The following is a 25,413-nucleotide window of genomic DNA, read 5'->3' as shown; positions in this document are numbered from 1 at the left end:
GCAGGGGACCATGACGCGTCCCATACGCCCCCTTCGCGCGGCCGGCGGCTCCCTGGTGCCGAGCCTCTTCGAAACCTACCGACCGGTCGACGGGAGCTTCGACGAGCTCTTCCTGGCCGACGGCACCCCCCGTCCCGAGGCGCTCCAGGTCGTGCGCCTCTTCGAGACGCTCGGCCCGACCGAGCTCCGCAGCCGGCAGCGCCTCGCGGACCTGCTCTTCCTCAAGCACGGGATCACCTTCTCGGTCTACTCCGACGAACGCGGCGTCGAGCGCATCTTCCCCTTCGACCTGATTCCCCGGACCATCGCGCCTCTCGAGTGGCAACGCCTGCGCCGCGGGCTCGAGCAGCGGGTGGCGGCGCTCAACGCCTTCCTCGCCGACGTCTACGGCGACCAGCGCATCCTCGACGAGGGGCGCATTCCTCGGGAGCTCGTGGAGGGCTCGCGCGGCTACCTGCGGGTGCTCCGCGGGATCCGCCCCCCGGGCGGCGTCTACGTCCACGTGGCCGGCATCGACCTCATCCGGCGGCCCGACGGCGCCTTCGTGGTCCTCGAGGACAACATCCGCACCCCCTCGGGCGTCTCCTACGTGCTCGAGAACCGTTCGGTGATGAAGCGGGTGCACCCGCAGATCTTCGACAGCGCCCACGTCGCGCCGGTGGACGAGTACCCGCTGCGCCTCAGGGCCGCGCTCGACTCGCTCTCTCCGCGGGGGGCGGGGGAGGCGCGGACCGTCGTATTGACCCCGGGCCCCTACAACTCGGCCTACTTCGAGCACTGCTTCCTCGCCCGGCAGATGGGGTGCGAGCTCGTGCACGGCCAGGACCTCTTCGTCTGGAACGACCGTGTGTACGTCAAGACCACGCGGGGGCCGGCGCCCGTGGACGTGATCTACCGCCGCATCGACGACGCCTTCATCGACCCGGAGGTCTTCCGGCCGGACAGCCTGCTCGGCGTCCCGGGCCTCGTGAAGGCCTACACCCGCGGCAACCTGGCCCTCGCCAACGCGCTCGGCAACGGAGTGGCCGACGACAAGGCGGTCTACGCCTTCGTCCCCGAGATGATCCGCTTCTACCTGGCGGAGGAGCCCGTGCTCGACCAGGTCGCAACCTTCCTCTGCGCCGACCCGGCGCAATGCGAACATGTGCTCCAGAATATCTCCTCGCTTGTCGTGAAGGCCGTCGACGAGTCGGGGGGCTACGGCATGCTGATGGGCCCGCAGGCGACCGCCGCCCAGCTGGAGGCGCACCGCGAACGAATACGCGCCAACCCACGCGGCTACATCGCCCAACCCCTCGTCGAGCTCTCCACCTGTCCCACCTGGTGCGGCCAGCGCGTCGCCCCGCGGCGGGTCGACCTGCGCCCGTACGTCGTGACCGGTCGCTCGAGCTGGGTCCTCCCCGGGGGCCTCACCCGGGTGGCCCTGGTGGACGGCTCGTACGTCGTGAACTCCAGCCAGGGGGGCGGGTCGAAGGACACCTGGGTGCTCGAGGAGGTGGAGCGATGATCTCGCGGGTCGCCGAGTCCTGCTTCTGGCTGCACCGCTACCTCGAGCGCATGGAGAACACCGCCCGCATGCTCGAGGTGAACCACTGGTTCCTGATGGACATCCACCTGCCGCGCCACGAGCGATGGCGGCCGGTCCTCATCGTCGCGGGCGAGCAGCCGCGCTTCGACGCCGCCTTCGGCACGAGCGCCTCCGAGAACGGCGAGGACGTCCAGCGCTACCTGACCTGGGACGAGGAGTGCCCGGTCGCGATTCGCACCTCGCTGCGCGGCGCGCGAGAGAACGCCCGCACCATCCGGGACACCATCAGCCACGAGATGTGGGAGGCGCTCAACGGGCTCTGGATCTGGGCCGAGTCGAGCGCCGCGCGGCGCCTCTACGAGAAGGACCGCACCGCCTTCTACGCGCACGTCAAGGAGTCCTGCCAGCTCTTCATGGGGCTCTGCCACAACACCATGCTCCACGAGGAGCCCTTCGACTTCATGCGCCTCGGCATGCTCCTCGAGCGCGCGGGACAGACGGCCCGCATCCTCGACGTGAAGCACCACCAGCTCGGCAACGGCAGCAGCGGCCACGAAGGCCCGGCGGACCTCGCGCAATGGATCGCCATCCTCCGCGCCTGCTCGGCCTACGAGTCGTTCTTCCGGCGCAGTCGCGGCCTGGTCACGGGGCGCGCGGTGGCCGAGTTCCTGCTGCTCGAGCCGGCCTTCCCGCGCACCGTCCTCCACTGCCTTGACCGGGCGTGGAACTTCCTGCGGCGCATCCGGCCGCGCGAGCCGGCCCACGTGGGAGCTCACTCGGCCGCGCTCCTCTCCCGGCTCCTCGACAGCCTGAAGGGCCGCACCATGGCCGAGCTCCTCGAGAAGGACATCCACCAGGAGCTCACCCGGGTCATCGACGATGCCTCGGCGGTCTGCCTGGCGATCCATGAGGACTACTTCGATCCGGCGCTTCCGGCCGCGATGGGAGCTCCATGACGCACATCCGCCGCGAGGTCCAGCTCAGCCAGCTCCTCGCCATGTCCTTCGACAGCCCCGCCTCTCCCGCCATCACCTTGAAGCACGTGGTGAGCCACAAGCCGCACGACCCGTACGGCTGGGGCTTCGCCTGGTACCCGAGCGGAGACTACGCGGCGCTGGTGATCAAGGACCCCACGACGATCGGCGACAACAGCATGACGCGGATGCTGCGGGACTGGGAACGCTTCCGCGCGACCGCCTTCGTCTGTCACCTGCGCGGAGCGGCCCAGCGCATCCGGCAAGAGGACACGCATCCCTTCTGCCGCAGCTACGCGGGACGCGACTGGATCATCGCGCACAACGGCGACCTCGAGGGCGACCTGAAGCGCGAGCTGCCGCTCGGGGAGGACCCGACCTTCGAGCCCGTGGGGCACACCGACACGGAGCACGCCTTCTGCTGGCTGCTCACGATGATTCGCAGCCATCACGCGCGCAGCCTCGCGGACGTGGGCTGGCCGCGTCTCCACGAGTGGCTCCAGCGCCTGGACGAGCTCGGCACGGCGAACTTCGTCTTCACCGACGGACACGACCTGGCGGTCTACAACGACCAGGGCCTCGTGAATCAGCTCCACTACATCCGGCGGCAGCCCCCGCACGAGCGGATGGTGCTCGAGACCGAGGAGCTCTCGCTCGACCTGAGCCACGCGCTGGACGTCAATCGTACCGCCGTGCTCGTGGCCACCCACCCTCTCTCCGACGAGGAGTGGCGCCCGATGCAGGCGGGCCAGCTGCTCGTGCTACGGCGCGGCACCATCCTCTGGGACAGCCACGGCGAGAAGGCCACGCCGACCGCGCGGGTCCGCGGCGCGGGCCCCCTTCAGGCCCGTCCCACCCTCTCCCTCCGCCGCCCCGACGAGCGCGTGCTCACGGTGACCCACGAGACGGTCTACGGCTACGAGGAGCCGGTGGAGCGGAGCAACCACCTCTTCCGCCTGCACCCCGTGCACGACCTGGCGCAGGAGGTGCTCGAGACGGAGCTCGAGATCTCGGCCGACGGGGTGCGCCGCGATTTCGAGGATGTGTTCGGAAACCACGTCACGCGCCTGGAAATAGAACAACCATTCTCCGAGATGCGGATCCTGGCCCGCTCCCGGGTGCGCCTCCTCGGGGGGCGGCTGATGGACCTGCAGCTCCCCGTCCGGCGCCACACCATCCCCCTGGTCTGGATGCCCTGGCAGCGGCAGATGATGCAGGCCTACCTGCTCCCGCCGGAGCTCGCCGAGACGCAGCTGCGCGAGCTCTCCGAGTACGCCATGAGCTTCGTCGAGCGCCACGACTACGACCTGGTAGAGACGCTCATCGACATCAACGAGACGATCCACCGCGAGTACGCCTACGTGCAGGGCTCGACGAGCGTCCACACCACCCCGTGGGAGGTCTACGTGGACCGCCAGGGGGTCTGCCAGGACTTCGCCAACCTCTTCATCTGCCTGGCGCGGCTGCTGAACATCCCGGCGCGCTACCGCGTGGGCTACATCTACACGGGCGGCAGCTACGAGAACAAGGTGCAGTCCGAGGCCTCGCACGCCTGGGTAGAGCTCTACTTCTCGTGGCTCGGGTGGCGCGGCTTCGACCCGACGAACGGCTGCCTCGCCGGCCTCGACCACGTGCGCGTGGCCTGCGGGCGCAACTACCGCGACGCGACGCCGACCTCGGGCACTATCTACAAAGGGGGCGGCAAGGAGACGCTCGAGGTCTCGGTCCGCGTGGACGAGGAGAGCCCCGACTCACCATGAGGCCGCGACGCCGAGGGAGATGACCGGCCCTCCCGCCTGGCGACGCACGGCTCCGAGACCTCCTTCGAGCGAAGCCACCAGCGCGAGGTGCGACGTGAAACGCCAGTCCCCTTCGAGCGCGAGGCCGACGTAGCTCGTCCCGTTACCCACCCCGCTCGGGCTCTCGCTCAGCGGAGCATCGCCGACGGGAAGTGGGTGGCGCCCGGTGAGGCGCGCGCGCACCGCGAACGGCCTGAGGAAGCTCACGCCTCCTTCGGCGGTCCAGAGCGCCGCGTGCGCGTAGCCGCGCGTCCGCAGGAGATACCCCGCGCTCCCCGCGGCGTAGAAGCGGCGCCAGGAGTAGCCGAGAGCCAGCCCCCACTGGACGTCCCACACGCCCGCGCCGATCCGGAGGTCCCCGAGGCGCGGCATCCCCTCCTCGGTGGAATAGACCTCCTGCACCTCTCGCGCGGGGGCGAGAGGAAAGCGCACTCCCGCCTCGACGGCCAGGGCCAGGCGGCCCCGCCGAAGCGCGGCCACTCGCAGGCCGAGCTGCGGATCCCCGACCGTCACGTGCGAGCCGATGCGCCCGCTCCGCGGGTCGCGCAGGAAGAAGGACTGGAGCATGGGGGCGTGGAGCCAGAGGCCGAGTCGCTCGGCCACGCTGAGCTCCGCGTACCCGCTGAACGTCAGCTCGTGGTAGAGGGGCAGGCTCTGGCCTCTGCCCTCCCCGTCGTGGTAGCCGCTGCCAGCCAGCCAGCGCATCCAGAGCTTGGCGTAGCCGTGCCCCGGCGCGGCCACCCACGGCCCGGCGTCCGCGTGACGACCGTGGACGATGAGCGTGGCGAAGACCGCTAGGGCGAGAAGCGAAGCGCCGCGAACGGAGCGGCGGCGCCTCATGGCCCCCGCGCTGCGCTCAACACTGGCTGCACGCACCGGCGGTCAGGCACTGGCGGAAGGGCGTGCAGACGGGGGGTGTGCCCGGGCACGCGCACGACGACGGGCAGGTCGGGTTCCAGGGGCAGAAGGTCGGCGCGGACGGACAGTCGATCTGGCAACGACAGGACTTCTGACAGCGCACGTTCCCGGTGCACTGTCCGGCGCACATCACCTCGCATCGACCCTCGCCGCATTCCACGTCGGTGGCGCAGTTGCCACCGGTGCAGACGAAGCGACAGGTCCCCCCCTTCGCGACCTTGGAGCAGTCCACCTTCTTACACGAACCTGGGGAGGCCCCGCTGCACGAGACGGCGCACCCCTTGGTTCCGCACTGCACGTCGCCGGGACAGACGTTCGTCCCCGCCTGACAGGTCACGTTGCACGACGCGCTGTCGTGCTTCGCGCAATCCACTTGCGTGCACGAACCGTGGCCGCTGCAGGTCACGCTGCACGGTCCGCTGCCGCACTCGAGGCCGGCGTTGCAGCTGTTGATCCCCGTGCAGCTGATGCGGCAGCTCTCCGGTCCGCTGCAGCGCACGGCGCGGTTCGTGACCTCCACGGTGAGCTCGCACCCCCAGCCCGTCGGGCAGGTCGGGCAGGGTCCGCTCCCCGTGCCGTTGCAGGTCACGCGGCAGACCCGCGCCCCGAGGTCGCAGCTCGTGCAGCCGGGCGGGCAGGTCAGGGCGTCGGGGACGGCCGTATCGGGAGGCGGTCGCGTGTCGCGCGAGAGATCGGCGCGCAGGTCCACGCGCAGGTCCGCTCGCAGATCGGCGCGTAGGTCCGGGCGAGCCTCGCCAGCGTGATCTCTCGCCGCCGCGTCGGGAGGGCGGGTGTCCACGCGTCCGTCCTCGGGGAGCGGCCCGTCCTGCGCGACCGCTCCGTCGTACGCCGCGCCCACTCCTCCGCGGTCGAATCTGCACCCCAGGGCGGAGAGCACGAGCACCGAAAGCCACACCGATCGCGCGGAACGCCGTCGCATCGCCCGATGGTATCAGATCCCGCCGCCCCGTCGACAATTCGGCCCGCGCAGCCAGGGTTCACCTATGATGGGGACCCATGCAATCGGCCGACCCACCCGAGGCGCGTCTTCGGAGCTGGCGCCTCCGCGTCTTCGCCGGGACCTGGCTCTCCTACGCGGGCTACTACTTCTGTCGCAAGCCCTTCTACAAGGTGAAGGGGACCCTCACCGTCGAGCGAGGGCTCTCGGCCGCGACCCTCGGCACCATCGGCAGCGCGTACCTCGTCACCTACGCCCTCGGGCAGTTCGTCGCCGCCGCCATCGGCGGCCGCCTCGGCGCGCGCCGGTTGCTCCTCGTCGGCATGCTGGCCTCCGTGCTCCTCAACGCCCTCGCCGGCCTCCTCCCCGGAACCACCGCGCTGCTCCTGCTCATGGGGGCCAACGGCCTGGCGCAGGGCACCGGCTGGGCCGGGAACGTCGGGACCATGGCCCACTGGACCCGCCGGAGCGAGCGGGGAACGATCATGGGGCTCTGGTCCACCTGCTACCAGGCCGGTGGGCTCGCCGCAGGCCTCTGGGCTGCGTTTCTCGTCGGGCACTACGGCTGGCAGTGGTCCTTCCTCGGTGGCGCCGCGGCGCTCCTCCTCATCACGGCGCTCTTCGGCCTCTTGCAGCGCAACCGCCCCGAGGACGTCGGGCTGGCGCCTCTCGAGCCCCCCGTCGGGGAGCGCGCCGGGCCAGGCCCGCACGACGCGGAGGCCACCGAGGCCGCCTCTCGCGGCTGGCCGCGGTCGGTCTGGTTCACGCTAGGGCTCATGAGCGCCGCCTACTTCGCCATCAAATACGTGCGCTACGCGCTGCAGAGCTGGGCCGCGTACTTCCTCCAGCTCAACTTCCGCCTCTCGTCGGCCCACGCCGGCTACCTGGCCGACCTCTTCGAGGCCGGGGGAACCGCGGGGGTCATCGTGGCCGGTCGCCTCTCGGACCGCCGCTTCGGCGGGCGCCGCACGCCGGTCATCCTGCTCCTCCTCGTGGGCCTCGCGCTGGCGTGCCTCTTCCTCTGGCTCGTGGGGGTCCGCTCCGTGCCGCTCTTCGCGCTCAGCCTGGGCCTGGTCGGCTTCCTGCTCTACGGTCCCGACAGCCTCCTCTCGGCGGCGGGGGCCATCGACGTGGGGAGTCAAGCCGGCGCGCTCCGAGCCTCGGGCCTCATCAACGGTATCGGGGCCGTGGGCTCGATCCTGCAGGAGCTCGTGATCGGCGAGCTCTACGTCCGGCGCGCGGGGCATCTGGGGCTCATCTTCGGCTCGCTGCTCCTCGCGGCGAGCGTGGCCCTCGCCTGCATGCTCTGGGTCGCCCACCGCAACCGCCGGGGCCTCTCGAACCTGTGAGGCGATCCTTCGGAGTCCGCACTACTACCCTGCGGCCGAAGGAGTCACGACGGGGAATCTTGTGCAGCTACCGGGGATAGGCCAGGATAGTCCAGGTGCGGGGACGGACCCACCCCCCCGTACGGTGCCCATGGACGACTTTCGCCGCAGGTCGGTGACCGGCGAGCATCGCGCCGCCATCGACGAGCTGATACGGCTCGAAGAACGCAACGTCGCCGGCCAGCTCGGCGAAGGGGATCGCGCCCGGTGGCTCGCCCTCACCGAGCGGCTTTTCGGCTCGCGCGCCGACGATCGGCGCCGCTTCTTCCGCATCCAGACCCATCGCCACGCGGAGCTGCTGCTCCCGGAGGGGCCCCTGCGGGTGCGCGCCACGTCGATCAGCGCGGGGGGAGTCTTCCTCGAGACGGCGACGCCCGACCCGACGCTGGTCGGAAAGACCGTCGAGCTCGTGCTGCTGCTCCCTATGGCCAAGGAGCGCCAGCTGCTCTTCCGCGTGCTGGTGCGGTGGGTCTCGCCCGCTACGGCGGCCACCCCGGGACTGGGGGTGGAGTTCGTCGAGCCCACCTCGGAGCAGCTCCACCTGCTCCTCGAGCACCTCCGAGCGCACCTCCTGTGGCTGCTCGAGCTCTCGCAGGAGAAGTACCACTTCTTCTTCCAGCACTCCGCCGACCTGGCCATCCTGCTCGACGGACAGGGGCAGATCCGGGACCTCAACCTCGCCGGGTCGGAGCTGCTCGGGCTGAGCGCCCCGCAGCTCCTCGGCTCGCCGCTCGAGCGGCTGGTCGTCCCGTCGAGCCACGCGAGCGTCCGCCAGGCCCTGGTGGTGGCGATCGATCAGGAGCAGCGCCTGCCGGGGCTTCAGCTCCTGACGGCCGAGGGGCAGGCCATCCCCGTCGACGCGGCGCTCATCCCGTTCAACGTGCAGGACCTGCAGCTCGGCGTGATCCTCGTCGCGCAGGACCTGCGGCATCGTCGCGCGTTCGAGGACAAGCAGCGCGCGGTGGAGCGGCGTCTCTTCGAATCCCACAAGCTCGCCACCATCGGGCAGATCACTGCCGGCATCGCGCACGACATCAACAATCCCCTGGCGTACATCCTGTCGAATCTGACCCAGCTCGACGACTACCTCGAACCCTTGCTCAAGCTCACCGCCCAGGCGAAGGCCCTCGGCCCGGCGTCCCCCGTGGAGCCCGCCCTGCTCGAGGAGATGGAGCAGGTGCTCCCCGAGCTGATCAGCGATTGCCTCGAGGGGAGCCGCCGCATCCGCGACATCCTTCGCGAGATAAAGGACTTCACCCGCGTCGACACCGAGGCCATCGTGCGCGTGGAGCTCAACGACGCGCTCGACGCCGCGATTCGCATGGTGAACAACCTGATCAAACACCGGGCGCGGCTGGAGCGGGCGTACGCGCCGGGACTTCCGGCCACGCACTGCAACTTCGGGCGACTGAGCCAGGTATTCCTGAACCTGCTGACCAACGCCGCCCAGGCGTTCGATACGGTGGATCTGGAGAACAACCGCATCCGGGTCTCCACGGCGCTCGTGGACGGCAAGCTCCAGCTCCAGGTGGCGGACAACGGCCGCGGCATCCCGCCGGAGATGGTGAAGCTCATCTTCCAGCCCTTCTTCACCACGCGACGACGCGAGGGGGGCACGGGCCTCGGACTATCGATCGCCAAGGAGAGCGCCCAGTCGCTCGGCGGCGATCTGTCGGTGACCTCCACCGTCGGGGTGGGGACCTGCTTCACCCTCACCTTGCCGGTGCGCGAGGATCAGGTGCGAGTCGTGCCAGCGGCGATCCGCGACGCCGCACCTCCGCGGCGCCGCAAGCTGCTCATGATCGACGACGAAGAGGCGGTTCTGCGGGGCTTCCGCCGCGTGCTCTCCGGCGAGTTCGAGATCCAGAGCACGAGCTCGCCCCGGGCGGCGCTCGAGCTGGTCGCGGAGCATCCCTTCGACGTGATCCTCTGCGACGTGATGATGCCCGAGCTCTCGGGGCTCGAATTCCACCGGCGCCTGCAGGCGAACCTGCCGGAGCAGGCGGCCCGCATCGTCTTCATCACGGGCGGCACCTTCACTCCCGAGGAGGAGCAGCAGCTCCGCGCCATGGCCAACCCCGTCCTGGCCAAGCCCATCGAGCCAGCAGAGCTGGCGCAAATCCTCCACCAGGTAGGCAGCGCGGCCTGAGCTGATCCCGGCCCCCCTCCCCCAAAAGCCGATTGGGGCACCGGCCCGTGCTGCCGATGCCCCAACCGGGGAGGAGGTTTCAGTTGTCAGGAGGACGCCGGCCGAGGCACCGGCCCGTGCTGCCCGTGCCCCGGCCGGAGTCGATTAACGGTTGTTGAGCACCCGGTCGGCCACGTTGCGGATCGCGCCGATCACGCCACCGCGGCGACCGCCGCCCTGCCCCGCCTCGCGCGCGGCCCGCGTTCCGGGGCCGGCGTGGAAGGGGGACTCGCGGAAGGCCGAGGGGGCCACCTGATTGGTCGCCGAGTAGTTCGCCAGGTGGTGCGGCGCGCGGATCCGCTGCGGCGCCTGCACGCCCGCCTGCTGCAGGGCCTGGTGCAGCCCCGCCATCCCGCTCTCGCCCTCGGTCTTGAGGATGGCCATGCCCACCGCCTGGCCGTTGCGGCCGAGACCCTGGATCACGCCGTCCCCGAGGTAGCGGAACTTGGCCGGCTTGGCCGCGTTCGGCCACAGCCGCAGGTCGTTGTTCGTGCGGGCGCGGCCCCAGTAGTCGCGCAGCACGCCCTGCGCCGCGTCGGCATCCACGCCGGGCTGAGCGGCGAAGAGCTGCTGACGGAGCGTGTTCAGACCGTTGTTGAGGCCCTTGTCCTGGCCGAAGCCCCAGTTGGCCCAGTTGATCTTGATGCCGGTGATGACCTGGAACTGCCGCTGCGCCACCCGGTCGAAGACCTGCTCGATGGCCTTGCGATCCACGGCCTCCGCGCTCTCGTTGGCCAGGCTGGCATCGCGCCGGATCGCCGCGCGCCGCATCTGAGCGAAGATCTGCGGGAAGTCCTCCTGGAAGCGCTCCATGAGCTGCCCGGCCGGCGTCGCGTAGACCGTCTTCTCGCCACGGGTCGTGGTGAAGCCGTTCACGTTGCGGATGAGCTTGTTGAACCAGCCCTGCAGCACCGCCGGGTTGTCGTTGCTGCCCTGGGTGGCGCTGTGCTTCGCCCACTCGAAGGGGTTGGTGAAGCTGTTCAGGTAGCGCAGGTCGCGGCCGTTGCGCACGCGCATGTCCAGGTCCATCCGGAAGCCGTCCAGGTCCTTGACCATCACCTTGCCGGTGGGCAGACCGCGGCGGTCCACCTCGACGAGGAAGTTCTGCGTGTGGAGCTCGCCCTGCAGCCCGTGCTCGAGGCCGAGGTAGAGGTAGGTGCGCACGAGCGGCTCGATGAGGCCCTTCGTGGCGAGCTGGAGCGGCTGGATGCGCGTGGTCTCCGACAGCTGCTTCAGCCCCTTGATGAAGGCGAAGGCCGGGACCCAGCGCGTCGCGGCGTCCATGCGCGTCAGCGTCTCGGGGAGCTCGCGGAAGATCGTGGCGCGGTCGAAGCCGACGCGGCGGCCTCCCACCTGGATGTCACCGGGGACGAAGGAGGCCGGCTCGGGCATGAAGGAGACGCCGTTCCGGTCCAGCTCCTGCTGCGTCGCGCTCGAGAAGGCCTCGTTCACGAGCTTCGAGCGGTTAGCCTTCTTCTCGGTCTGGACGCGGGAGATGCCCACCTTCGTGACGGTACCGTCCCGGTCCTTCTTCAGGTAGTAGTCGATGTTCGCGTGCACGCTGACCTTGACCCAGATCGGCCGGTTCGGCTGGTCGCGCTTCCACACGATGAGCGAGCGCGGCGACGAGGTGGAGGTCGCCCAGTACTCGCCGTAGCGCGCGCCGTACTTCTCGATGAGCGAGTCGTACTTGTCCGCGTAGAGCGGGTGGAAGAAGAAGCGGACCATCTCCCGCCCGTTCTCCGTGTACCGCACGTGCTCGCGCATCTGCGCGCTCATGGCCGGGTCCATGTAGTTGTGCTTCATCGCATCCGCCGGGATGGGGATGTACGGCAGGTCGAAGACCTCGCGCGCCTCGGGACGGAAGCGACCCAGCTTCGTCGCCATCTCCTCGTGCCCCGAGGTCCAGGGGTTGTCCTCGACCTCCGTCCGCAGCATGGTCTGCACGCCCTGCGGGAGCTGCCCGAGCGCCTCGGCCGGGTTGGCGTGGAAGATCCGGTTCCAGCCCTCGGCGGTGAGCTTGGGCGCCCAGAAACCCTGGCGGCCCACTTCGGCTTTCCAGTCCGCGGAAGCCGTTCCAGCTGCGAGGAGCAGCACCAGAGCGACCAGGCTACGAGTTGCACGGGTAAACATGTCGTCGTCCTCCTGGGCGCGGATATGAGCAACCCGCGTGCCATGCCGACGACGGTAGAAGTGCCTAATATGGCTATACTTTTTGATCTCGGGCGGCTGACCTCTCCACCCCCGCGCCGCGTCGCATCACGGCCTCTCTGCTGGCGGCCCGGCTTGCGGCTCTCACCGATTCTCGGTGCGTGCGCGGTTTCTCGAGGGGTGGACTCCGGCCAAGCCGCCGTGATCTGGTGCGCAGGCCGCCGCTGCGCACGCCGTGATCACCCCTGGGCTGACGGGTGGCCAATCCAGGCGATGGTCTCGGCCATCCCCTTTCAGGCTCGGAGAGCGGGATTCGAAGAGGGGGGGTGACGACGGTAGCCGGTGCGCGATCTCTCGGGAGAGCCCGGGCGCCCCGTCGACGACGGATAAGGGCGCGCCGTCACTCGGCACGGGCGAAGGCTACACGCCGCGCACCTTCACGAAGGGCCGCTCGTGGGGGGCTCCGGCCGCCAGGTGGAGCTCGTTGCGCGAGAGATCCATGACGATCCCCGCCAGGGTGACGCTTGGAGAATCCGGTGCGGGTGTCTTGCTCACGGCGTAGGGGGCCCCGCCGCGGCTGCGCAGCACCTGCTGAAGCCGCGCCGTGGGGTCCGGCAGCTGGGCCCGGAGCTCGCGGGCGAGCTGAGTGGCCACCTGGTCTCGATTCAGCGTGGACCGGTTCCGCTGCTCGGTGCAGCCCGCCGCCAGCGGAGCATCCTTATAATGGTTCGCGTGGACGAGGACCCCCTCCCGCAGGGGGAGGCGGGCGTGGGACCGCGGCGTGAGCTCCAGGTCCGCGGCCACCGGACCGGTGGCTGCCGCCTGAGCCAGCAGCAGGTTCGCCGAGGCGGAGCGGGGCGCCCGCGTCACCAGGGTCTGGGCCTCCTCCAGGGTGCGGCACGAAAGCGCCAGCCGCAGCAGGCAGTGGACGGGGACGCCGAACGGCCCGCCCGGCTCGTCGGTGCGGTGCGAGAGGAAGTTCAGACACACCCCGAGCCGGTGCTGATTGAAGCCGATCTTGGCCACCATGCCCGCCTCGGTGAAGGTGACCAGGGCCGGCCGCCCCGCCGGCCGCAGCCGGAGCAGGACCAGGTTCTCCTTCACGTCTCCTCGCCAGTCCCAGTTCTGCCCGAGGGCCAGCCGAGCCGACGCCCCCTTCCCCTCGACGAGGGCGAGCGCCGTGCATCCCGGCCAGACGCTGCGCTCGCGGCCGGGCAGCGCCTCTCCGCTCTGGGCCTTGGGGGCCTTGCGACGCGCCAGGACCGCCAGGTCCGTGCGCGCGTTCACCATCAGGATCTCGGTGCGGGTGCGACCGGCGCCCTTCGCGATCCCGTCCATCTCCTCGAGGAGCTCGGGGTGACGCTGCGCCAGCAGCGGGCCGAAGCCCTCGGCGCGACGGAGCACCTCCGCCGGCGTGGTCTGGGCCGTCGTGGACAGCCATCTCAGGTAGAAGGCCACGCTCCGGCCGATGGCCGCACCGAAGGCCCGGCCGTGCGCGAGGCCAAGCGTCCCAGGGCTTCCGGCAGCCTCGAGCTCCGGAAAGGGCGGGCGACCTGCCGCCCGCGCGAGGGGCCGTGTCAGTCCGAGGAGCGCCGCGGCGCTCGCGCCCGAGAGCCACTGTCGCCGGGTGCAGGTGGGTATCGTCATGGGTCCCTCTTCGCACAACCGCGGGCGCACGTACAGGGGCGACGGGGCCGACCCCCCCTTGGCTCGCGCCCCCCTTGGGTGTCCCGGAAAGCGCGCCCCGGACGGCCTTCCGGTATACTGGGCGGGCATGGAGCCAGTACAAAAAGCACGCCTCGCGGCCATCGCGGACGCCCTCTCCATCGGGCGCCTCGAGCGGCACATCATTGTCTGCGCCGACCAGAAGACGCCCCGCTGCGCCTCCCGCGAGACGACGAAGGAGCTCTGGGACTACCTGAAGCGGCGCCTCAAGGAGCTCGGGCTGACGAGCGGGCCGCCGCCCTGGCAGGGCCAAGGCGAGGGACCTCCGCCGCCCACGGCACCGGGTACGGGTCGCGTGCTCCGCAGCAAGACCGAGTGCCTCCGGGTCTGCGAGCAGGGCCCCATCTGCGTCGTGTACCCTGACGGTACCTGGTACAGCGGCGTCACCGTGGCGGTGATGGAGCGCATCATTGTGGAGCACCTGGTGGGCGGGCGGCCGGTGAGCGAGCACGTCTTCGCGGTGGATCCCCTCAAGGGGGCTGAGGCCTCCGAGGGCAGTGGCAAGGGGTAAGGCATGCGGATGTTCCTGAGCTACCGGGGTGACAGCATCGAGCTCGCCCCGGGGGAGACGATCCTGGGACGCGGCCTGTCCTGCCGCATCCGCTTCAACGACCCCGCCGTGTCGCGCCAGCACGTGCGGCTCGTCGTGGCCGGCGGAAGCCTGACGGTGGAGGACCTCGGCAGCAGCAACGGCACGCGCGTGAACGGCCAGCCACTCACCACGCAGCGCGCGCTCAAGGACGGAGACTCGCTGCAGGTGGGCAACCGCCAGTTCCGCGTGCACGTCATCGCCGACCTGCGCGGCGACGAGTCCTGCGACGAGGACACTCTCAATCGCGGCGACGTGTGGGACGGCCCGACGCAGGCCGATTCGACCCCGGGCCCCGAACCGCTCCCACCCGACCTGCAGCGGCTCGCCAGCGCCGAGATCCGGCTCGGCGAATTGACGCAGCAGAACTGCCCCCGCTGCCGCGCCCGCGCGCCGATCGAGGCCGAGCGCTGCCCGGGCTGCGGCTACGAGTGGCCACCGGGCCGCCCGATGTCGGTCACGCAGCGCATCCGCGTGGAGGAGGCCGAGCGCCGCCGCGAGCCGCGCCACCCCGTGGACGTGCCGGTGCTCTACAGCAGCGACAGCCTGACCTTCGACGCCGTGGCGCGGGACGTGAGCCGCGGGGGGATGTTCGTCGGCACGGAGCTCCTCGACGCCGTCGGGACGGCGTGCGCGATCACGGTGCTACCCGACGGACACGCCGCGGTGACGCTCACGGGAGTGGTGGCGCACGTGGTTGCCGAGCAGGAAGGGCGCGGAGGTCGTCCTCCTGGCATGGGCGTGCAGTTCAGAACGCTGGATCGCGGCGCGGAGACCTGGCTCATGCAGCTCATCGCTCGCGCCGAGAACGAGGTCCAGCTGGCCGCCGACTCCGAGAGCACCCCGTGACGACGCCGGCCCAGATGTGGCGGTCGATCGTGCGCGAGGGGAAAGAGCGGGCGAAGGTGGCCGTGCTCTCGCTGGTCACGCCGCGCATCCCGCTCCCGCCGGACCTGGCGCGCCGCCGCGTGATCTTCATCGGCGCCTCCGTCGGCCACGCCTGGCGGCTGCCGCTCGTCTTTCCGAACCTCGAGACGCGCGCGGTCTACGCCTTCGACAAGACCGAGGCCGTACGCGACGCCATCGCCTCGCGCCCCGACGCGGTGATCCTCAAGGAATGCGCGGCCTACTTCCCGAACGAGGGGATCGACTTCGCGCTCGTCGAGCAGTGGGTCGCCGAGCTGCGTGCCGCGGGGATCCGCCCGGTCCTCGCCACCGTCGCTCCGATCACGCGCGAGCTCGAGGCGCGCGAGCCCGGTCGGGCAGCCGCACTCTGGGCCTTCAACGACCGGCTACGCGACTACGCGTCCTCGGAGCGCCTGCCGCTCCTCGATCTCGAACGCGCGCTCCGCGTCTCCACCACCGACCGCTACCTGCGCCCGGGCCTCGACACCGGCGACGGGCTGCACCTCGCGCGCAAGACCTACCGCTACTACCTGGACCACCTGATCCCGCCGCTCCTCGCCGCGACCTTCGCGGAGGAGTAGCGCGCGGTCGGAAGCCAAGCCCCCCTAGCGCAAAAAGATGGCGAGGAGCCCCACCGCGAGGAGCACGTAGGAGAGCGCGGCCAGGATGAGCCAGTGGTGGACGCGCTTGTTCTTCGGCCAGGTGTAGATCGCGCCGAGGAGCCCGAGCCCCGCGGCGAGGCGTGCCGGCGTCACCTTGAGCCCCGAAAGATGTTCGCGCACCCACTCGGCCGCCCCGCGCGCCTTGTCCTGCGTCCCCTCCACCGCCCGCGCTTGCGTGCGCCGCGCAGTGGTCTCGTCCTCCTTCGGGCGGTTCCGCTCGACGAGCTCCTCCTCGGTCGGGACGTGCGGGGCACGCTGCGCGAGAGCCGCGCTCGCAGAGAGCGCGAGGCCCCCGAGGAGCAGGGTCGCGGCGAGGGGCGAAGGGGGTCGCATCGTCTGATTATGGACGGCCGCGCTCCGGGGCGCAGGTTCTTGCTGGGGGTTGGGCACTTTCTTGCCCCGGGCCGGTCCCGACGCGAAGATTCGACGGACATGCCATTGCTTCGCACGCTGACTCGCCTGTCGTTGTGGGCGGCGCTCCCCGCCTTCGCGGGCTGCGCCACGAGCGGGATCCCCAGCCCGGAGCCACCGCGCAGCGCGCGCCGCGCGGGTCGCCCTCCGTCTTTGCCCCCGGCCGCCCGGTTCGACCCGGTCCTGGCCCTCGTGCAGGCTTCCTGCACACGGCACGGCGTGCCGGTCCCGCTCATCCTGGGGGTGATCCACGTCGAGTCGCGCTTCCAGCCGATCACGCGCTCCTCGGCCGGCGCCCGCGGCTTGATGCAGCTCATGCCGGCCACCGCCGCCTCGCTTGCACGGCGACTCGGCATGCCGAGCTACGACATCGATGATCCGGCCTTCAACGTGGAGGCGGGCACGCTCTACGTGTCGCTCCTGCTCAAACGCTTCGGCGGAAGCGAGCGCCTGGCGCTGGCGGCCTACAACACGGGCGAGTACCGGGTGCGGCGCTGGATCGCGCGCGGCGATCCGCTCGCCGCCTACAGCGAGCGCTACGTGGGCGCCGTGCTGTCGGCCCGCGACCGCTTCGCGGCCGAGCCCGGGGCGGACCCGACCCGGGTCATGGCCCGCCGGACCGAGCGAGGTCCGGACCGGGACCTGGACCGCTCGGGCCTCCTGGTCCTGCTGCGCGAGAGGGAACGCCTGTACGGACGGCGCCCCAACGTAGCCGTGCGCGAGGAGCCGAAGCAGGCCTCTCGCCGGCCGGTCCTGAGCGAGAGCGCCGAGCCCCTCCCGGTCCCCGACCACCTGCCGGAGACCGCCCCGGCCCCGACGAAGCCCCCACCGGCCCCCGAAGAGCCGGAGACGCCGGCCTCCGCGCCCACGAAGCCGTCTGAACCCGCACCTCCCGCCTCCGCCCCCACGACCCCCGAGACGCCTACCTCCGCCCCGGTACAGCAGCCGTAGCCAGCCGGCCTCCAGGCCACAGATCCAAACCGCGGCCCCTGCGTTTCCTCCAAGGACTTGCTAAGGTGATACGTCTAATGTCCAACATGTCGGTTCCCCCTCCTTCTCCGAACCCGCACGAGCAGGCCGCGATCCTCGTGGCCCGGGCGCAGGCCGGCGACCACGCCGCCTTCAGCGAGCTGGTGCGGCGCTACCGCGCGCGCATCTTCGCCCTCGCGCTGCACCTGACGGGCACCGAGGCCGAGGCCGACGACGTCACGCAGGAGGTTTTCTGGGGGGCCTACCGCGCGCTGCCGCAGTTCGCGGGGCGAAGCGAGTTCTTCACCTGGGTCTACCGCATGGCCGTGAACCGCTCGCTGAACGCGCGGCGGAACCGTCGGCGGCGCGGCGAGGAGCCGATGGACGACCCCCGCGTGGCGCGTGCCGTCGCGGTGGACGCGGGAGGCGACCCGGCCCGCGCGGCGGAGCTACGGCAGACCTATAGCCGCCTGCTCGGCGCGCTCGACCGTCTTCCCACGGCGATGCGCACCACCGTGGTGCTCGTCGCGCTGCAGGGCCTCGCGCACGGCGAGGCGGCCATCGTACAGGGTTGCTCGCCCGGCACGATCGCCTGGCGCATGCACATGGCCCGCGAACAGCTCGGCAAGGCGATGCAGAGCCTCAGGCCACGACGTCCCACCCCCGTGGCTGTCCCCGCCCCCGACGTATCGAGCGAGCTTCGCGAGCTCCTGCAGGCGTGCGGTCTGCCGGTGCTCGCGCCGAGCTGATCTCTGCTCTAACGGAAGATGAAGGGAAGGGTGAGCGTCAGCGGCTCGCCACCGCCTCGGCGGAAGGCGAAGCCCTTGACGGTGGCCACGACGCAGCTCTCCATGCTCGGGCTCTGGAAGGAGCGCTCCACGATCGAGGCCGTCGTGACCGAGCCGCTCGGCGGAGGCCCGACGGTGACCTGCACCGTGAGCTTGCCGGCCAGGTCCGGCTCCACGCGCCGCTGCCGCGCGAAGCAGGCGTTCACCATCGGGAGCTGTCGCCGCACCTGCCGGTAGATCTGCCCCTCGTCGTCGGGAGCGGCCGGCGCGGGGTTCGCCGAGTTCTGCGCGGGCGCGTCCATCGAGTTCTTGTCGGGCACGTCGAGCGACGTGGTCGGCTCGCCGCGCGGCTTCGTCGGTGTCGCCGCCTTCCCCGCGGCCGCGGCCACCGAGGCAGGTGCGCTCGGCTTCGACGGCTCGGCTGTCGCGGCGGGGTCGCCGCCGGCGGGCTTCTGCTGGCAGCCTGCAAGAAGACTCAGACCCGCGCACAATCCGATCGCTTGCTTCCAGGGGATGATCTGCATAGTCGAAAATGCTGACAGAGCGGCCGGGCCCTGTAAAGCTGTGGCCATGATGCGCAACGTACCCCTCGGACTCCTCCTCACCCTGCTCGCCCCGGGCTGCGCGGCCGGCCCCGGCGCGCCCTTCTCCGACGTCGAGCGGCGCGTCTACCATACGATCGTCGACCGCCGCGCCGCCGAACGCTTCGCCCAGGGCTCGCCCGAGCTGCGCAAGCGCACGAGCCCCTATCGCCTCTATCTCACCTTCGCGGACACCGTACGACGCGACGTGGTCGCCCAGCGCGTGACGCCTGGCCTTCCCGAGCTGGCCATCGCCTACGCCTGGGGACAGCCCCAAAGCGTGAAGCGCAGCGTCGACTCCTACGGCGTGAACCGCGAGCTGCGCTACTGCCTCGCCGAGCGGGAGGGGGAGCTCATCTCTCTCACGGCGGCGGAAGCCGCACACCGCGCGTGCACGGTGCACGTGGTGGTCACGAACGGCCGCGAAGTGGTGGAAGTCAAACCGCCGCGCTGACGCCGGTCGTCGGCGCGCCGCCCGTCCCGGGGCATGCCGTGCGGCGCGCGGCTTGCGTCCACCACGCGCGGGGGCGCATGCTTGAATCATGCGCTCCGCCCCCTTGCCCCCGAAGAAGCCCGCGACCTACGCCGACCTCGAAGCGCTGCCCGAGCACGTCGTGGGGGAGATCATCGACGGCGAGCTCGTGGTCTCCCCCCGCCCCGCCGCGCGGCACGCGCAGGCGAGCTCCGTTTTGGGCTCCGACCTCGGCACGCCGTTCCACCGGGGGCGCGGCGGACCAGGGGGGTGGATCCTCCTCGACGAGCCCGAGCTGCACTTTCTAGCCGACGTGCTCGTTCCCGACCTGGCCGGCTGGCGACGCGAGCGCCTGCCCGAGGTCCCTGACGTCGCCGCCTTCACCCTCGCTCCCGACTGGGTCTGCGAGGTGATCTCCCCGAGCACCGAGGGGATCGACCGCACGGGCAAGATGCGGATCTACGCCCGCGAGGGGGTGGGCCATCTCTGGTTCGTGAACCCGAAGCCCGAGACGCTCGAGGTCTACCGGCGCGAGGCGGCCGGCTGGCTGCTCGTGGCCACGAACCAGGGGGACGTCACCGTTCGCGCGGAGCCCTTCGACGCGATCGAGCTCGAGCTCGCCGGCCTCTGGGGCCGCTAGCTCGGTCGTCCCGCCCCATCGCTCCCAGGTGGGCACCCGCCCACACCCGTGCTATCTCCCGCCCCGTCCACGAGGAGGAAACGACCATGCCCGAAAGCAAGCTCGCGGTGGGGAAGAAGGCCCCGGCCTTCAAGCTCGCCGACCAGGACGACACCTCGATCTCGCTCGCCGAGCTCACCGGCAAGTGGGTCGTGCTCTACTTCTACCCGAAGGACGACACCCCCGGCTGCACCACCGAGGCCTGCGAGTTCACCTCCGAGCTCAAGGGCTTCGAGAAGATCGGCGCCGTGGTCCTCGGCTGCAGCCCCGACGCCCCCGAAAGGCACCGGAAGTTCCGCGAGAAGTACAAGCTTGCGATTCGCCTCCTCTCGGACCCCGACCACGCCGTCATGGAGAAGTACGGCGCGTGGGGCGAGAAGAAGCTCTACGGCAAGGTCTCCCGCGGGGTCATCCGTTCGACGGTGATCATCGCCCCCGACGGGACGGTGGCCCACCACTACGCCACCGTGAAGGCCGCGGGTCACGCCGAGAAGGTCAAGGAGAAGCTCGCCGAGCTGCAGGCCGACGCCACCGCGTAGACCCGGCCCCCCTCGGTGTGGGATACTCCCGCCCGTCATCGCCACCGAGGAGAGTTTCATGAAACGGGCGACCCCGCTGTCGTTGCGCGTCCACCGAGCCCCCATCGTGCTCTGCGCGGCCCTCGCGCTCGCGGGCTGCGGCAAGACCACCACCACCAAGACCACGACCCTGGACGTGGGCGCCGGCCCGGGCACGGGACCCCTGCCCGACGGCGCCACCGGCCCCCGCGCGGACGCCGCCGCCGTGCCGAACTGCACCGCCTCGGGCCCCGAGATCTGCGACGGGCTGGACAACGACTGCAACGGCAAGATCGACGAGGGCTACGCGCTGCGCTGCAACGCCTGCCCGGCGCCGGGTAGCTGCATCGAGGCCCAGGTCACGGGCGGCGCCTGGGTGGAAGGGATCGTCCGCAACCTGATCGTGGGGAACGACCGCGGCATCGCGCTCCCCTCGCTGCCGAAACGAAACCCGTACATCTACGTCTCGAACTCCGCCGAAGACACGGTCTCCAAGATCCGCATCGCCGACGCCGTGGAGGTGGCCCGCATCCGCACCGGAAACAACCCCTCCCGTACGGCCGTGGACGGCAACGGGGACGCGTGGGTGGCGATGCGCGACAACCTCGTCGGCACGCCCGAGGGCGACTGGGACAACGTGATCAAGATCTCCGGTGCGTGCATCCCCAAGACCAAGCCCCCGACCCCCACCCGCGAGTGCATCCTGCTCGACATCCCGAGGGTGGGCAACACGCTGCGTGGCGTGGCGGTGGACGCGCGCGGAGACGTCTGGATCGGCTCCTACGGCACGCAGGAGGTCGTCCTCCTCGACGGCGCGACGGGTCTCGTCAAGACCCGCGTCAAGCTCCCCGAGGGCTCGAAGCCCTACGGGATCGCGATGGACGAGAACGGCTACCTCTGGGTGGCCTCACGCGATGGCGAGTTCCACGTCATCCGGGTGGACCCCGTGACGCTCAAGGCAGACATCCAGCTCGACTCGAAGAAGCTCGACTACGCCTCCCCCTACGGCATCGCCGCCGACGGCAAGGGAGGTATCTGGTTCGGCACGTTCGGGACCGAGATCTTCCGCGTGGACGCGAACACCGGCGCGCACGGCCCGAGCTACAAGGTCGGGTCTTCGACGCGCGGCGTGGCGGTGGACGACGCGGGCTACATCTGGGCCGCCGACTCGAGCCTGGACATGGCCCTGCGGGTGGACCCCAAGGACGGGGCGGTGCAGAAGTTCAAGGTGGGCAACGGGCCGGTGGGCGTGGCCGCCGACCACGACGGTAACATCTGGACCGTGGACGAGAGCGGCAACTCGGCCACCAAGCTCAAGCCCGACGGAACGCTGATCACCACGGTGAAGGTGGGAGACGGCCCCTACACCTACAGCGACATGGCCGGCTCGGCCTTCCGCATCTTCAAGAAGCTGCGGGGCATCTTCACGGCCACCTACGGCACGGGCGTCAAGGGGGCCAAGTGGAAGAGCGCCACCCTGAAGGGCGAGCTCGCGCCCACCACGAAGGTCACCCTGCGCTACCGCGCCTCCGACGGGGACCCGAAGCAGGCGACCTGGCAGGATGCCACGCTCACCGGCCTGACCGCCGCGCTCTCGGCCACGGGCGAGAGGATCGAGGTAGAGGTCACGCTCGAGAGCAGCGACCGCACCGCGGCGCCGTCGTACGTCGAGAACATCCAACTCCGCTTCGAGCGCTAGGGAGAGGCCCCGCCCATGCGAACGCCCACGATCTCACTCTTGCTGCTTCTCGCCGCGACGACCTCCGCACACGCCGTCCCGGCCGACCTGATCATCCTGTTCGACAGCTCGGCCAGCATGGCCAAGCCTCACGGCAGCGAGACGCGCCTCGCCGTGGCCAAGCGGGTCGCCTCGGACCTCATCAAGGCCGCCTCGGACCGACACCGCTTCGGGCTGGTGCGCTTCGCCCAGAAAGAAGGGATCGTCGAGAGCGGAGAGGGCAAGATCAACGTCCGCGCCGAGGACTCGAGGCAGTGCCAGACCGGCGGGAACCTGCTCGCCTCGCTCGGCACGACGGGCGCCGAGCAGGCCCTGCGCTGGCTCGACGGGGTCGATTCGCAGGACAACCCCGAGGTAGTCCCGCTCGGAGACTCGCCGCTCTATCGTTCGCTTCGACTCGTGTTCGAATACGTACGGGTCAAGCGCTTGGCCGACCCGCTGCGCCACTGCGTGAACACGCAGGTCATCGTGATCACCGACGGCGAGGACACCTGCGCCGGGGGCGGAGAGCTCAAGTCCGGGCTCGCCGCGCTCGCCGCGGCGGGTGACAAGGAGGACATTCGCACCCTCGTCTTCGCGTTCAATCCGCAGGCGGAGGCCGCGCAGGCCATCGCGCGCATCGGCCAGGGTGGCGGCGCGCCGCGCCTCTTCGGACCGGACCAGGTGGCGCAGCTGGTAGACGCGGTGAAAGGGATCGAGGGGCGCTTCGCTCCCGAGGCGTGTCTGGCCTCCAAGGTCGCGGCGGCGGCGCTCGGCCTCAAGCCGGGAGTCGTGGCCGGCAAGGGCACGCCCCCCACCGAGACGGTCACCACCACGAGCGGCTGCGGCTGCGAGACGGGCGCGTCGGCGCGTGGTCGCGGGGGCGCGACGGTCGCGTTCCTCCTCTTCGGACTCGGCGCGATCCTGCTCCGCCGACGTCGAGGACGACTCGCCCCGTGGCTCCTCGGCCTGGGAGCGCTGCTCGGCGTGGCGGCCTTCGCCACCTGTTCGACCGAGGAGACGACCTACACCATCACGCCCGGGACGGACGGTGGCCTGGCCGGCGCCGGCAAGCTCGTCGAACCGACCAAGGCCCGCGACGACGTGCTCGAGCGCGGCAAGATCCTCTACGCGGAGTACGAGCAGACGCGCAAGGAGCTCCTCGCCCCGCTGCTCGACCCGGAGAAGGTCTTTGCCGCGATCAGCGGAGATGCAACCGAGGGCTGTCTCAAGCTCGCCCGCTCGATCTCCCTCGAACCCTACGAGGGCTTCCAGCGCGGTCCCGCGACCTGCCTCGCCACCCGGCGCTGCAGCGGCGCGGACAAGGCCCTGCTGCTCCAGGCCTGCCTCAAGTCGAAGGGCATCGCCTCCGAGATCAAGAACTGCTTCGTGCAACCGGAGGAGCGCGCGCCCCTCGTCGCCGAGGCCGCCAAGCTTCCCGAGGCGCCGGATCTCTCCGCCGTGAAGAAGCGCCTCGACGAGGCGCTGGCCAAGGCGGGTCAGAAGGTGCCGGGCTTCGTGGAGACGCTGCGCAAACACTCCGCCGAGCTCGAGAAGACCCTCCTCGGGGGGCTCAGAAAGGCCACCCAGGAGGACGCCGCGCTCCTCGCGCCGCTCGCGAACCTGGACGCCGCGAAGACCTTCAAGGGGGCGCAGAAGCGCCTGCTCGACGTCCTCGACTACTATTATTTCGTCGACGTGGACGGCAAGAAGCTGGATCCCACGCTGAGCGCGAACTCTCCCGCCGAGGGTCATAACTGCAGCGGCGGCAAGACCGACGTGGCACGCGATGCGGTGGAGCTCCACGCCACGATCAAGGTGCGCTATCTGCAGCAGGCCCAAGGGCTGCTCCCGGAGGTCCCGGTAGGCGAGCTCTCGTTCGCCCCCATCGACCAGGAGGGCAAGACCCTCACCATCGCGCTCGTGGATGCGGCGACCCAGGAGGTACCCGCGGGGCTGCCCGCCCCGGCCGCCACCGGTTGCCTGCGCGCCGTCCTCTCCGTCGGGTCGAAGAAGGTCGTCACCAAGCCCTTCCACATCGGCGCAGGAGACGGCGCGGACTGCCCCGAGGCCTCGGCCGTCCCCGACGAAGGCAAGGCCAACCTGGCGCGCGTCGAGCTCGAGCTGGAGGTGCGCTACCGCGGCAGTCCCCGGCGAACGGTGAGCCGCATGCTCATCGACCGCTACAACTACGCCATGAGCACCGAGGGGATGGAGCGGAGCGGCCCCGTCTACAGCGACGCCGCGGCGAGGCGGATGATGCCTCTGCGCGTGGATCTGCCGCTTCTGCACGGACTGCCCGTCGGTGCCGCGGTCTTCGATACCTTCCTCGCCACGCTGCTCGCGGAGCGTCCGCGCTCGGAGGCCGCGCTCGCCGACCGCCTCGGGCTGCCGCGCCCGAAGGAGGGCCTCCCGCCGGTGTTGCCTCCGTCGGAGCCCTACGCCGTGCAGGCGCTCGTCGCGCGCGAGGTGGCCGGCCAGCTTCCGGCGAAGACCTGGGTCACCAGCGAGTGGCCCTGGCTCCTCGCCGTGGTGCAGCGCCGCACCTTCACCGCCGTGAACGGCGGGCTCGACGTCGCACCGACGACCGTCTTCGACGTGCTCGAGAGCCCGCTGCTCGTGCACACCGAAAAGGAGGAGGACGCCGCCGCGCGGCAGGCTGGCCAGCTCGCTCTCGGCGCCCTGGTGACCGAAGGCGAGCGTCTGGTCACGGGCACCTACCACAAGAGCAAGACGGTCGTGAACGCCGGCGCGATGCTGCGGCAGCTCGGAGCCGACAAGTGGGGCCTCTGGGGCGCCGCCCCCATCAAGGACACCGACTTCCCGTACAGCGTGCGCACCGCCGCCTACGAGCTGAAAGCGCACGGCCACGACCTCGTGGTCACGAACGGCCCGCAGCCCTTCCTCGACGAGAAGTTCATCGCCTGGTGGCGCGTGGACGAGGCCACCGGCCAGGCCCTCGGCGAGGTGCGCCTGGACGGCACGATCTACGGCTCGGCCGGGGTGCAGCTCATCGCCGACATCGACCGCTGCCTCTTCGCCACCGCCTCGGACGCGCTGGCCGGCATTCCCGACGACGGAAAGCTGGCCTGCTGCGTGGCGAACGCGATCAAGGCCTTCATCGAGAACGTGATGACCGACTGGGCCAAGGGGGGCATCTTCGCCGCCGGCTCGAACTACGACCTCGGGTCCGTGGGCCTCGGGCCGGTCATGACCCTCGAGGAGCTGAACGGCTGGCTCTCCGAGCTGGACGAGCTGAAGAAGATCGCCGAGATCTACGGCTACGGCACGAACCCCGAAACCGGCAAGTGCGAGAAGAAGCCGGGTGGCGGCGCCGGCGGTAACTGAGTCCCGCCCCCTCGGAAGCCCGGCCGGTCCGCACCGCCCGCGCCGCGACGCGAGTGCTCACCTCTGTCCTCGGTCGCGCCCGCCAACCCTCCGCCCTTCGGACGA

The 25,413-nt window shown here is 70.7% G+C and carries 21 protein-coding genes; 15 read left to right on the top strand and 6 right to left on the bottom strand.

Annotation, left to right across the window (positions count from 1 at the left end; genetic code table 11):
* Nucleotides 1–10: 10 nt before the first annotated feature.
* From IT371_21195 to IT371_21185, 3 genes are read left to right on the top strand one after another with little or no spacing between them, the layout of a single operon-like run.
* Nucleotides 11–1,507 carry a circularly permuted type 2 ATP-grasp protein gene (locus IT371_21195; GenBank protein MCC6750197.1) on the top strand — a complete coding sequence of 499 codons (1,497 nt, stop codon included), beginning with the start codon at nucleotides 11–13 and terminating at the stop codon, nucleotides 1,505–1,507.
* Nucleotides 1,504–2,484, top strand: a complete 981-nt coding sequence (locus IT371_21190) for an alpha-E domain-containing protein (protein MCC6750196.1) — start codon at nucleotides 1,504–1,506, stop codon at nucleotides 2,482–2,484. The genes IT371_21195 and IT371_21190 overlap by 4 nt, the downstream gene beginning before the upstream one ends.
* Nucleotides 2,481–4,262, top strand: coding sequence for a class II glutamine amidotransferase (locus IT371_21185; GenBank protein ID MCC6750195.1), 1,782 nt, complete (start codon nucleotides 2,481–2,483; stop codon nucleotides 4,260–4,262). Before IT371_21190 ends, IT371_21185 begins: the two co-directional genes overlap by 4 nt.
* On the opposite strand, the gene IT371_21180 is transcribed toward IT371_21185, so the two are convergent.
* Together IT371_21180 and IT371_21175 are read right to left on the bottom strand one after the other, a co-directional pair.
* Nucleotides 4,254–5,141 carry a hypothetical protein gene (locus IT371_21180; GenBank protein MCC6750194.1) on the bottom strand — a complete coding sequence of 296 codons (888 nt, stop codon included), beginning with the start codon at nucleotides 5,139–5,141 and terminating at the stop codon, nucleotides 4,254–4,256. The genes IT371_21185 and IT371_21180 overlap by 9 nt on opposite strands.
* Before the next feature lie 16 nt (nucleotides 5,142–5,157).
* Nucleotides 5,158–6,159 carry a hypothetical protein gene (locus tag IT371_21175; protein ID MCC6750193.1) on the bottom strand — a complete coding sequence of 334 codons (1,002 nt, stop codon included), beginning with the start codon at nucleotides 6,157–6,159 and terminating at the stop codon, nucleotides 5,158–5,160.
* Between the two features lie 77 nt (nucleotides 6,160–6,236).
* Between IT371_21175 and IT371_21170 the strand changes: the two genes are divergently transcribed.
* Together IT371_21170 and IT371_21165 are read left to right on the top strand one after the other, a co-directional pair.
* A complete protein-coding gene (locus tag IT371_21170; GenBank protein ID MCC6750192.1) occupies nucleotides 6,237–7,526 on the top strand; it encodes an MFS transporter in 1,290 nt (429 codons plus the stop codon).
* 130 nt (nucleotides 7,527–7,656) lie between these two features.
* Complete coding sequence (locus tag IT371_21165) at nucleotides 7,657–9,714, top strand: response regulator (protein ID MCC6750191.1); 2,058 nt, start codon at nucleotides 7,657–7,659, stop codon at nucleotides 9,712–9,714.
* Between the two features lie 144 nt (nucleotides 9,715–9,858).
* Here IT371_21165 and IT371_21160 read toward each other — a convergent pair whose 3' ends face one another.
* Both IT371_21160 and IT371_21155 read right to left on the bottom strand, forming a co-directional pair.
* On the bottom strand, nucleotides 9,859–11,886 hold the full coding sequence (locus IT371_21160; protein MCC6750190.1) for a hypothetical protein: 2,028 nt from the start codon (nucleotides 11,884–11,886) through the stop codon (nucleotides 9,859–9,861).
* Nucleotides 11,887–12,324: 438 nt separating this feature from the next.
* Entirely contained in the window at nucleotides 12,325–13,551 is a 1,227-nt protein-coding gene (locus tag IT371_21155) for a hypothetical protein (GenBank protein MCC6750189.1), read from the bottom strand.
* A 127-nt stretch (nucleotides 13,552–13,678) separates the two neighbouring features.
* Between IT371_21155 and IT371_21150 the strand changes: the two genes are divergently transcribed.
* From IT371_21150 to IT371_21140, 3 genes are read left to right on the top strand one after another with little or no spacing between them, the layout of a single operon-like run.
* Nucleotides 13,679–14,140, top strand: a complete 462-nt coding sequence (locus tag IT371_21150) for a ferredoxin (GenBank protein MCC6750188.1) — start codon at nucleotides 13,679–13,681, stop codon at nucleotides 14,138–14,140.
* Between the two features lie 3 nt (nucleotides 14,141–14,143).
* Nucleotides 14,144–15,067: an FHA domain-containing protein gene (locus tag IT371_21145; protein MCC6750187.1), complete on the top strand. Its 924-nt coding sequence runs from the start codon at nucleotides 14,144–14,146 to the stop codon at nucleotides 15,065–15,067.
* Entirely contained in the window at nucleotides 15,064–15,705 is a 642-nt protein-coding gene (locus IT371_21140; protein MCC6750186.1) for a hypothetical protein, read from the top strand. Before IT371_21145 ends, IT371_21140 begins: the two co-directional genes overlap by 4 nt.
* Before the next feature lie 24 nt (nucleotides 15,706–15,729).
* Here IT371_21140 and IT371_21135 read toward each other — a convergent pair whose 3' ends face one another.
* Nucleotides 15,730–16,119, bottom strand: a complete 390-nt coding sequence (locus IT371_21135; protein MCC6750185.1) for a hypothetical protein — start codon at nucleotides 16,117–16,119, stop codon at nucleotides 15,730–15,732.
* A gap of 99 nt (nucleotides 16,120–16,218) precedes the next feature.
* Here IT371_21135 and IT371_21130 point away from each other — a divergent pair, with 99 nt between their 5' ends.
* Both IT371_21130 and IT371_21125 read left to right on the top strand, forming a co-directional pair.
* The gene (locus IT371_21130) at nucleotides 16,219–17,148 is read left to right on the top strand and encodes a lytic transglycosylase domain-containing protein (protein ID MCC6750184.1); all 930 of its coding nucleotides are present in this window, start codon (nucleotides 16,219–16,221) and stop codon (nucleotides 17,146–17,148) included.
* Between the two features lie 77 nt (nucleotides 17,149–17,225).
* A complete protein-coding gene (locus tag IT371_21125; protein ID MCC6750183.1) occupies nucleotides 17,226–17,915 on the top strand; it encodes a sigma-70 family RNA polymerase sigma factor in 690 nt (229 codons plus the stop codon).
* Between the two features lie 8 nt (nucleotides 17,916–17,923).
* Here the strand turns inward: IT371_21125 and IT371_21120 are convergent, their stop codons facing one another.
* The gene (locus tag IT371_21120; GenBank protein MCC6750182.1) at nucleotides 17,924–18,478 is read right to left on the bottom strand and encodes an energy transducer TonB; all 555 of its coding nucleotides are present in this window, start codon (nucleotides 18,476–18,478) and stop codon (nucleotides 17,924–17,926) included.
* A gap of 46 nt (nucleotides 18,479–18,524) precedes the next feature.
* On the opposite strand from IT371_21120, the gene IT371_21115 reads away from it, so the two are divergent.
* The 5 genes from IT371_21115 to IT371_21095 all read left to right on the top strand — a co-directional run bounded on the left by IT371_21115 (nucleotide 18,525) and on the right by IT371_21095 (nucleotide 25,308).
* A complete protein-coding gene (locus tag IT371_21115) occupies nucleotides 18,525–18,989 on the top strand; it encodes a hypothetical protein (GenBank protein ID MCC6750181.1) in 465 nt (154 codons plus the stop codon).
* A gap of 88 nt (nucleotides 18,990–19,077) precedes the next feature.
* On the top strand, nucleotides 19,078–19,647 hold the full coding sequence (locus tag IT371_21110; protein ID MCC6750180.1) for a Uma2 family endonuclease: 570 nt from the start codon (nucleotides 19,078–19,080) through the stop codon (nucleotides 19,645–19,647).
* An 86-nt stretch (nucleotides 19,648–19,733) separates the two neighbouring features.
* A complete protein-coding gene (bcp, locus tag IT371_21105; GenBank protein MCC6750179.1) occupies nucleotides 19,734–20,225 on the top strand; it encodes a thioredoxin-dependent thiol peroxidase in 492 nt (163 codons plus the stop codon).
* A 58-nt stretch (nucleotides 20,226–20,283) separates the two neighbouring features.
* Nucleotides 20,284–21,942: a hypothetical protein gene (locus IT371_21100; protein ID MCC6750178.1), complete on the top strand. Its 1,659-nt coding sequence runs from the start codon at nucleotides 20,284–20,286 to the stop codon at nucleotides 21,940–21,942.
* A gap of 15 nt (nucleotides 21,943–21,957) precedes the next feature.
* A complete protein-coding gene (locus IT371_21095; GenBank protein ID MCC6750177.1) occupies nucleotides 21,958–25,308 on the top strand; it encodes a hypothetical protein in 3,351 nt (1,116 codons plus the stop codon).
* Nucleotides 25,309–25,413: the final 105 nt, after the last annotated feature.

The sequence above is a fragment of the Deltaproteobacteria bacterium genome (assembly GCA_020848905.1).
In the GTDB taxonomy this organism is placed as follows: domain Bacteria; phylum Myxococcota_A; class Polyangia.
The sequence above is the reverse complement of the archived record's forward strand: the minus strand, read 5'-3'. Positions and strand labels throughout refer to the sequence as shown.

Excerpts from the sequence above, each read along its gene's own strand:
- IT371_21130 (MCC6750184.1), top strand. The coding sequence starts at position 16,219 with ATGCCATTGCTTCGCACGCTGACTCGCCTGTCGTTGTGGGCGGCGCTC.
- IT371_21170 (MCC6750192.1), top strand. The coding sequence starts at position 6,237 with ATGCAATCGGCCGACCCACCCGAGGCGCGTCTTCGGAGCTGGCGCCTC.
- IT371_21100 (MCC6750178.1), top strand. The coding sequence starts at position 20,284 with ATGAAACGGGCGACCCCGCTGTCGTTGCGCGTCCACCGAGCCCCCATC.
- IT371_21160 (MCC6750190.1), bottom strand. The coding sequence starts at position 11,886 with ATGTTTACCCGTGCAACTCGTAGCCTGGTCGCTCTGGTGCTGCTCCTC.
- bcp (MCC6750179.1), top strand. The coding sequence starts at position 19,734 with ATGCCCGAAAGCAAGCTCGCGGTGGGGAAGAAGGCCCCGGCCTTCAAG.
- IT371_21120 (MCC6750182.1), bottom strand. The coding sequence starts at position 18,478 with ATGCAGATCATCCCCTGGAAGCAAGCGATCGGATTGTGCGCGGGTCTG.
- IT371_21195 (MCC6750197.1), top strand. The coding sequence starts at position 11 with ATGACGCGTCCCATACGCCCCCTTCGCGCGGCCGGCGGCTCCCTGGTG.
- IT371_21185 (MCC6750195.1), top strand. The coding sequence starts at position 2,481 with ATGACGCACATCCGCCGCGAGGTCCAGCTCAGCCAGCTCCTCGCCATG.
- IT371_21135 (MCC6750185.1), bottom strand. The coding sequence starts at position 16,119 with ATGCGACCCCCTTCGCCCCTCGCCGCGACCCTGCTCCTCGGGGGCCTC.
- IT371_21095 (MCC6750177.1), top strand. The coding sequence starts at position 21,958 with ATGCGAACGCCCACGATCTCACTCTTGCTGCTTCTCGCCGCGACGACC.
- IT371_21115 (MCC6750181.1), top strand. The coding sequence starts at position 18,525 with ATGATGCGCAACGTACCCCTCGGACTCCTCCTCACCCTGCTCGCCCCG.
- IT371_21150 (MCC6750188.1), top strand. The coding sequence starts at position 13,679 with ATGGAGCCAGTACAAAAAGCACGCCTCGCGGCCATCGCGGACGCCCTC.
- IT371_21110 (MCC6750180.1), top strand. The coding sequence starts at position 19,078 with ATGCGCTCCGCCCCCTTGCCCCCGAAGAAGCCCGCGACCTACGCCGAC.
- IT371_21165 (MCC6750191.1), top strand. The coding sequence starts at position 7,657 with ATGGACGACTTTCGCCGCAGGTCGGTGACCGGCGAGCATCGCGCCGCC.
- IT371_21175 (MCC6750193.1), bottom strand. The coding sequence starts at position 6,159 with ATGCGACGGCGTTCCGCGCGATCGGTGTGGCTTTCGGTGCTCGTGCTC.
- IT371_21190 (MCC6750196.1), top strand. The coding sequence starts at position 1,504 with ATGATCTCGCGGGTCGCCGAGTCCTGCTTCTGGCTGCACCGCTACCTC.
- IT371_21180 (MCC6750194.1), bottom strand. The coding sequence starts at position 5,141 with ATGAGGCGCCGCCGCTCCGTTCGCGGCGCTTCGCTTCTCGCCCTAGCG.
- IT371_21145 (MCC6750187.1), top strand. The coding sequence starts at position 14,144 with ATGCGGATGTTCCTGAGCTACCGGGGTGACAGCATCGAGCTCGCCCCG.
- IT371_21125 (MCC6750183.1), top strand. The coding sequence starts at position 17,226 with ATGTCCAACATGTCGGTTCCCCCTCCTTCTCCGAACCCGCACGAGCAG.
- IT371_21155 (MCC6750189.1), bottom strand. The coding sequence starts at position 13,551 with ATGACGATACCCACCTGCACCCGGCGACAGTGGCTCTCGGGCGCGAGC.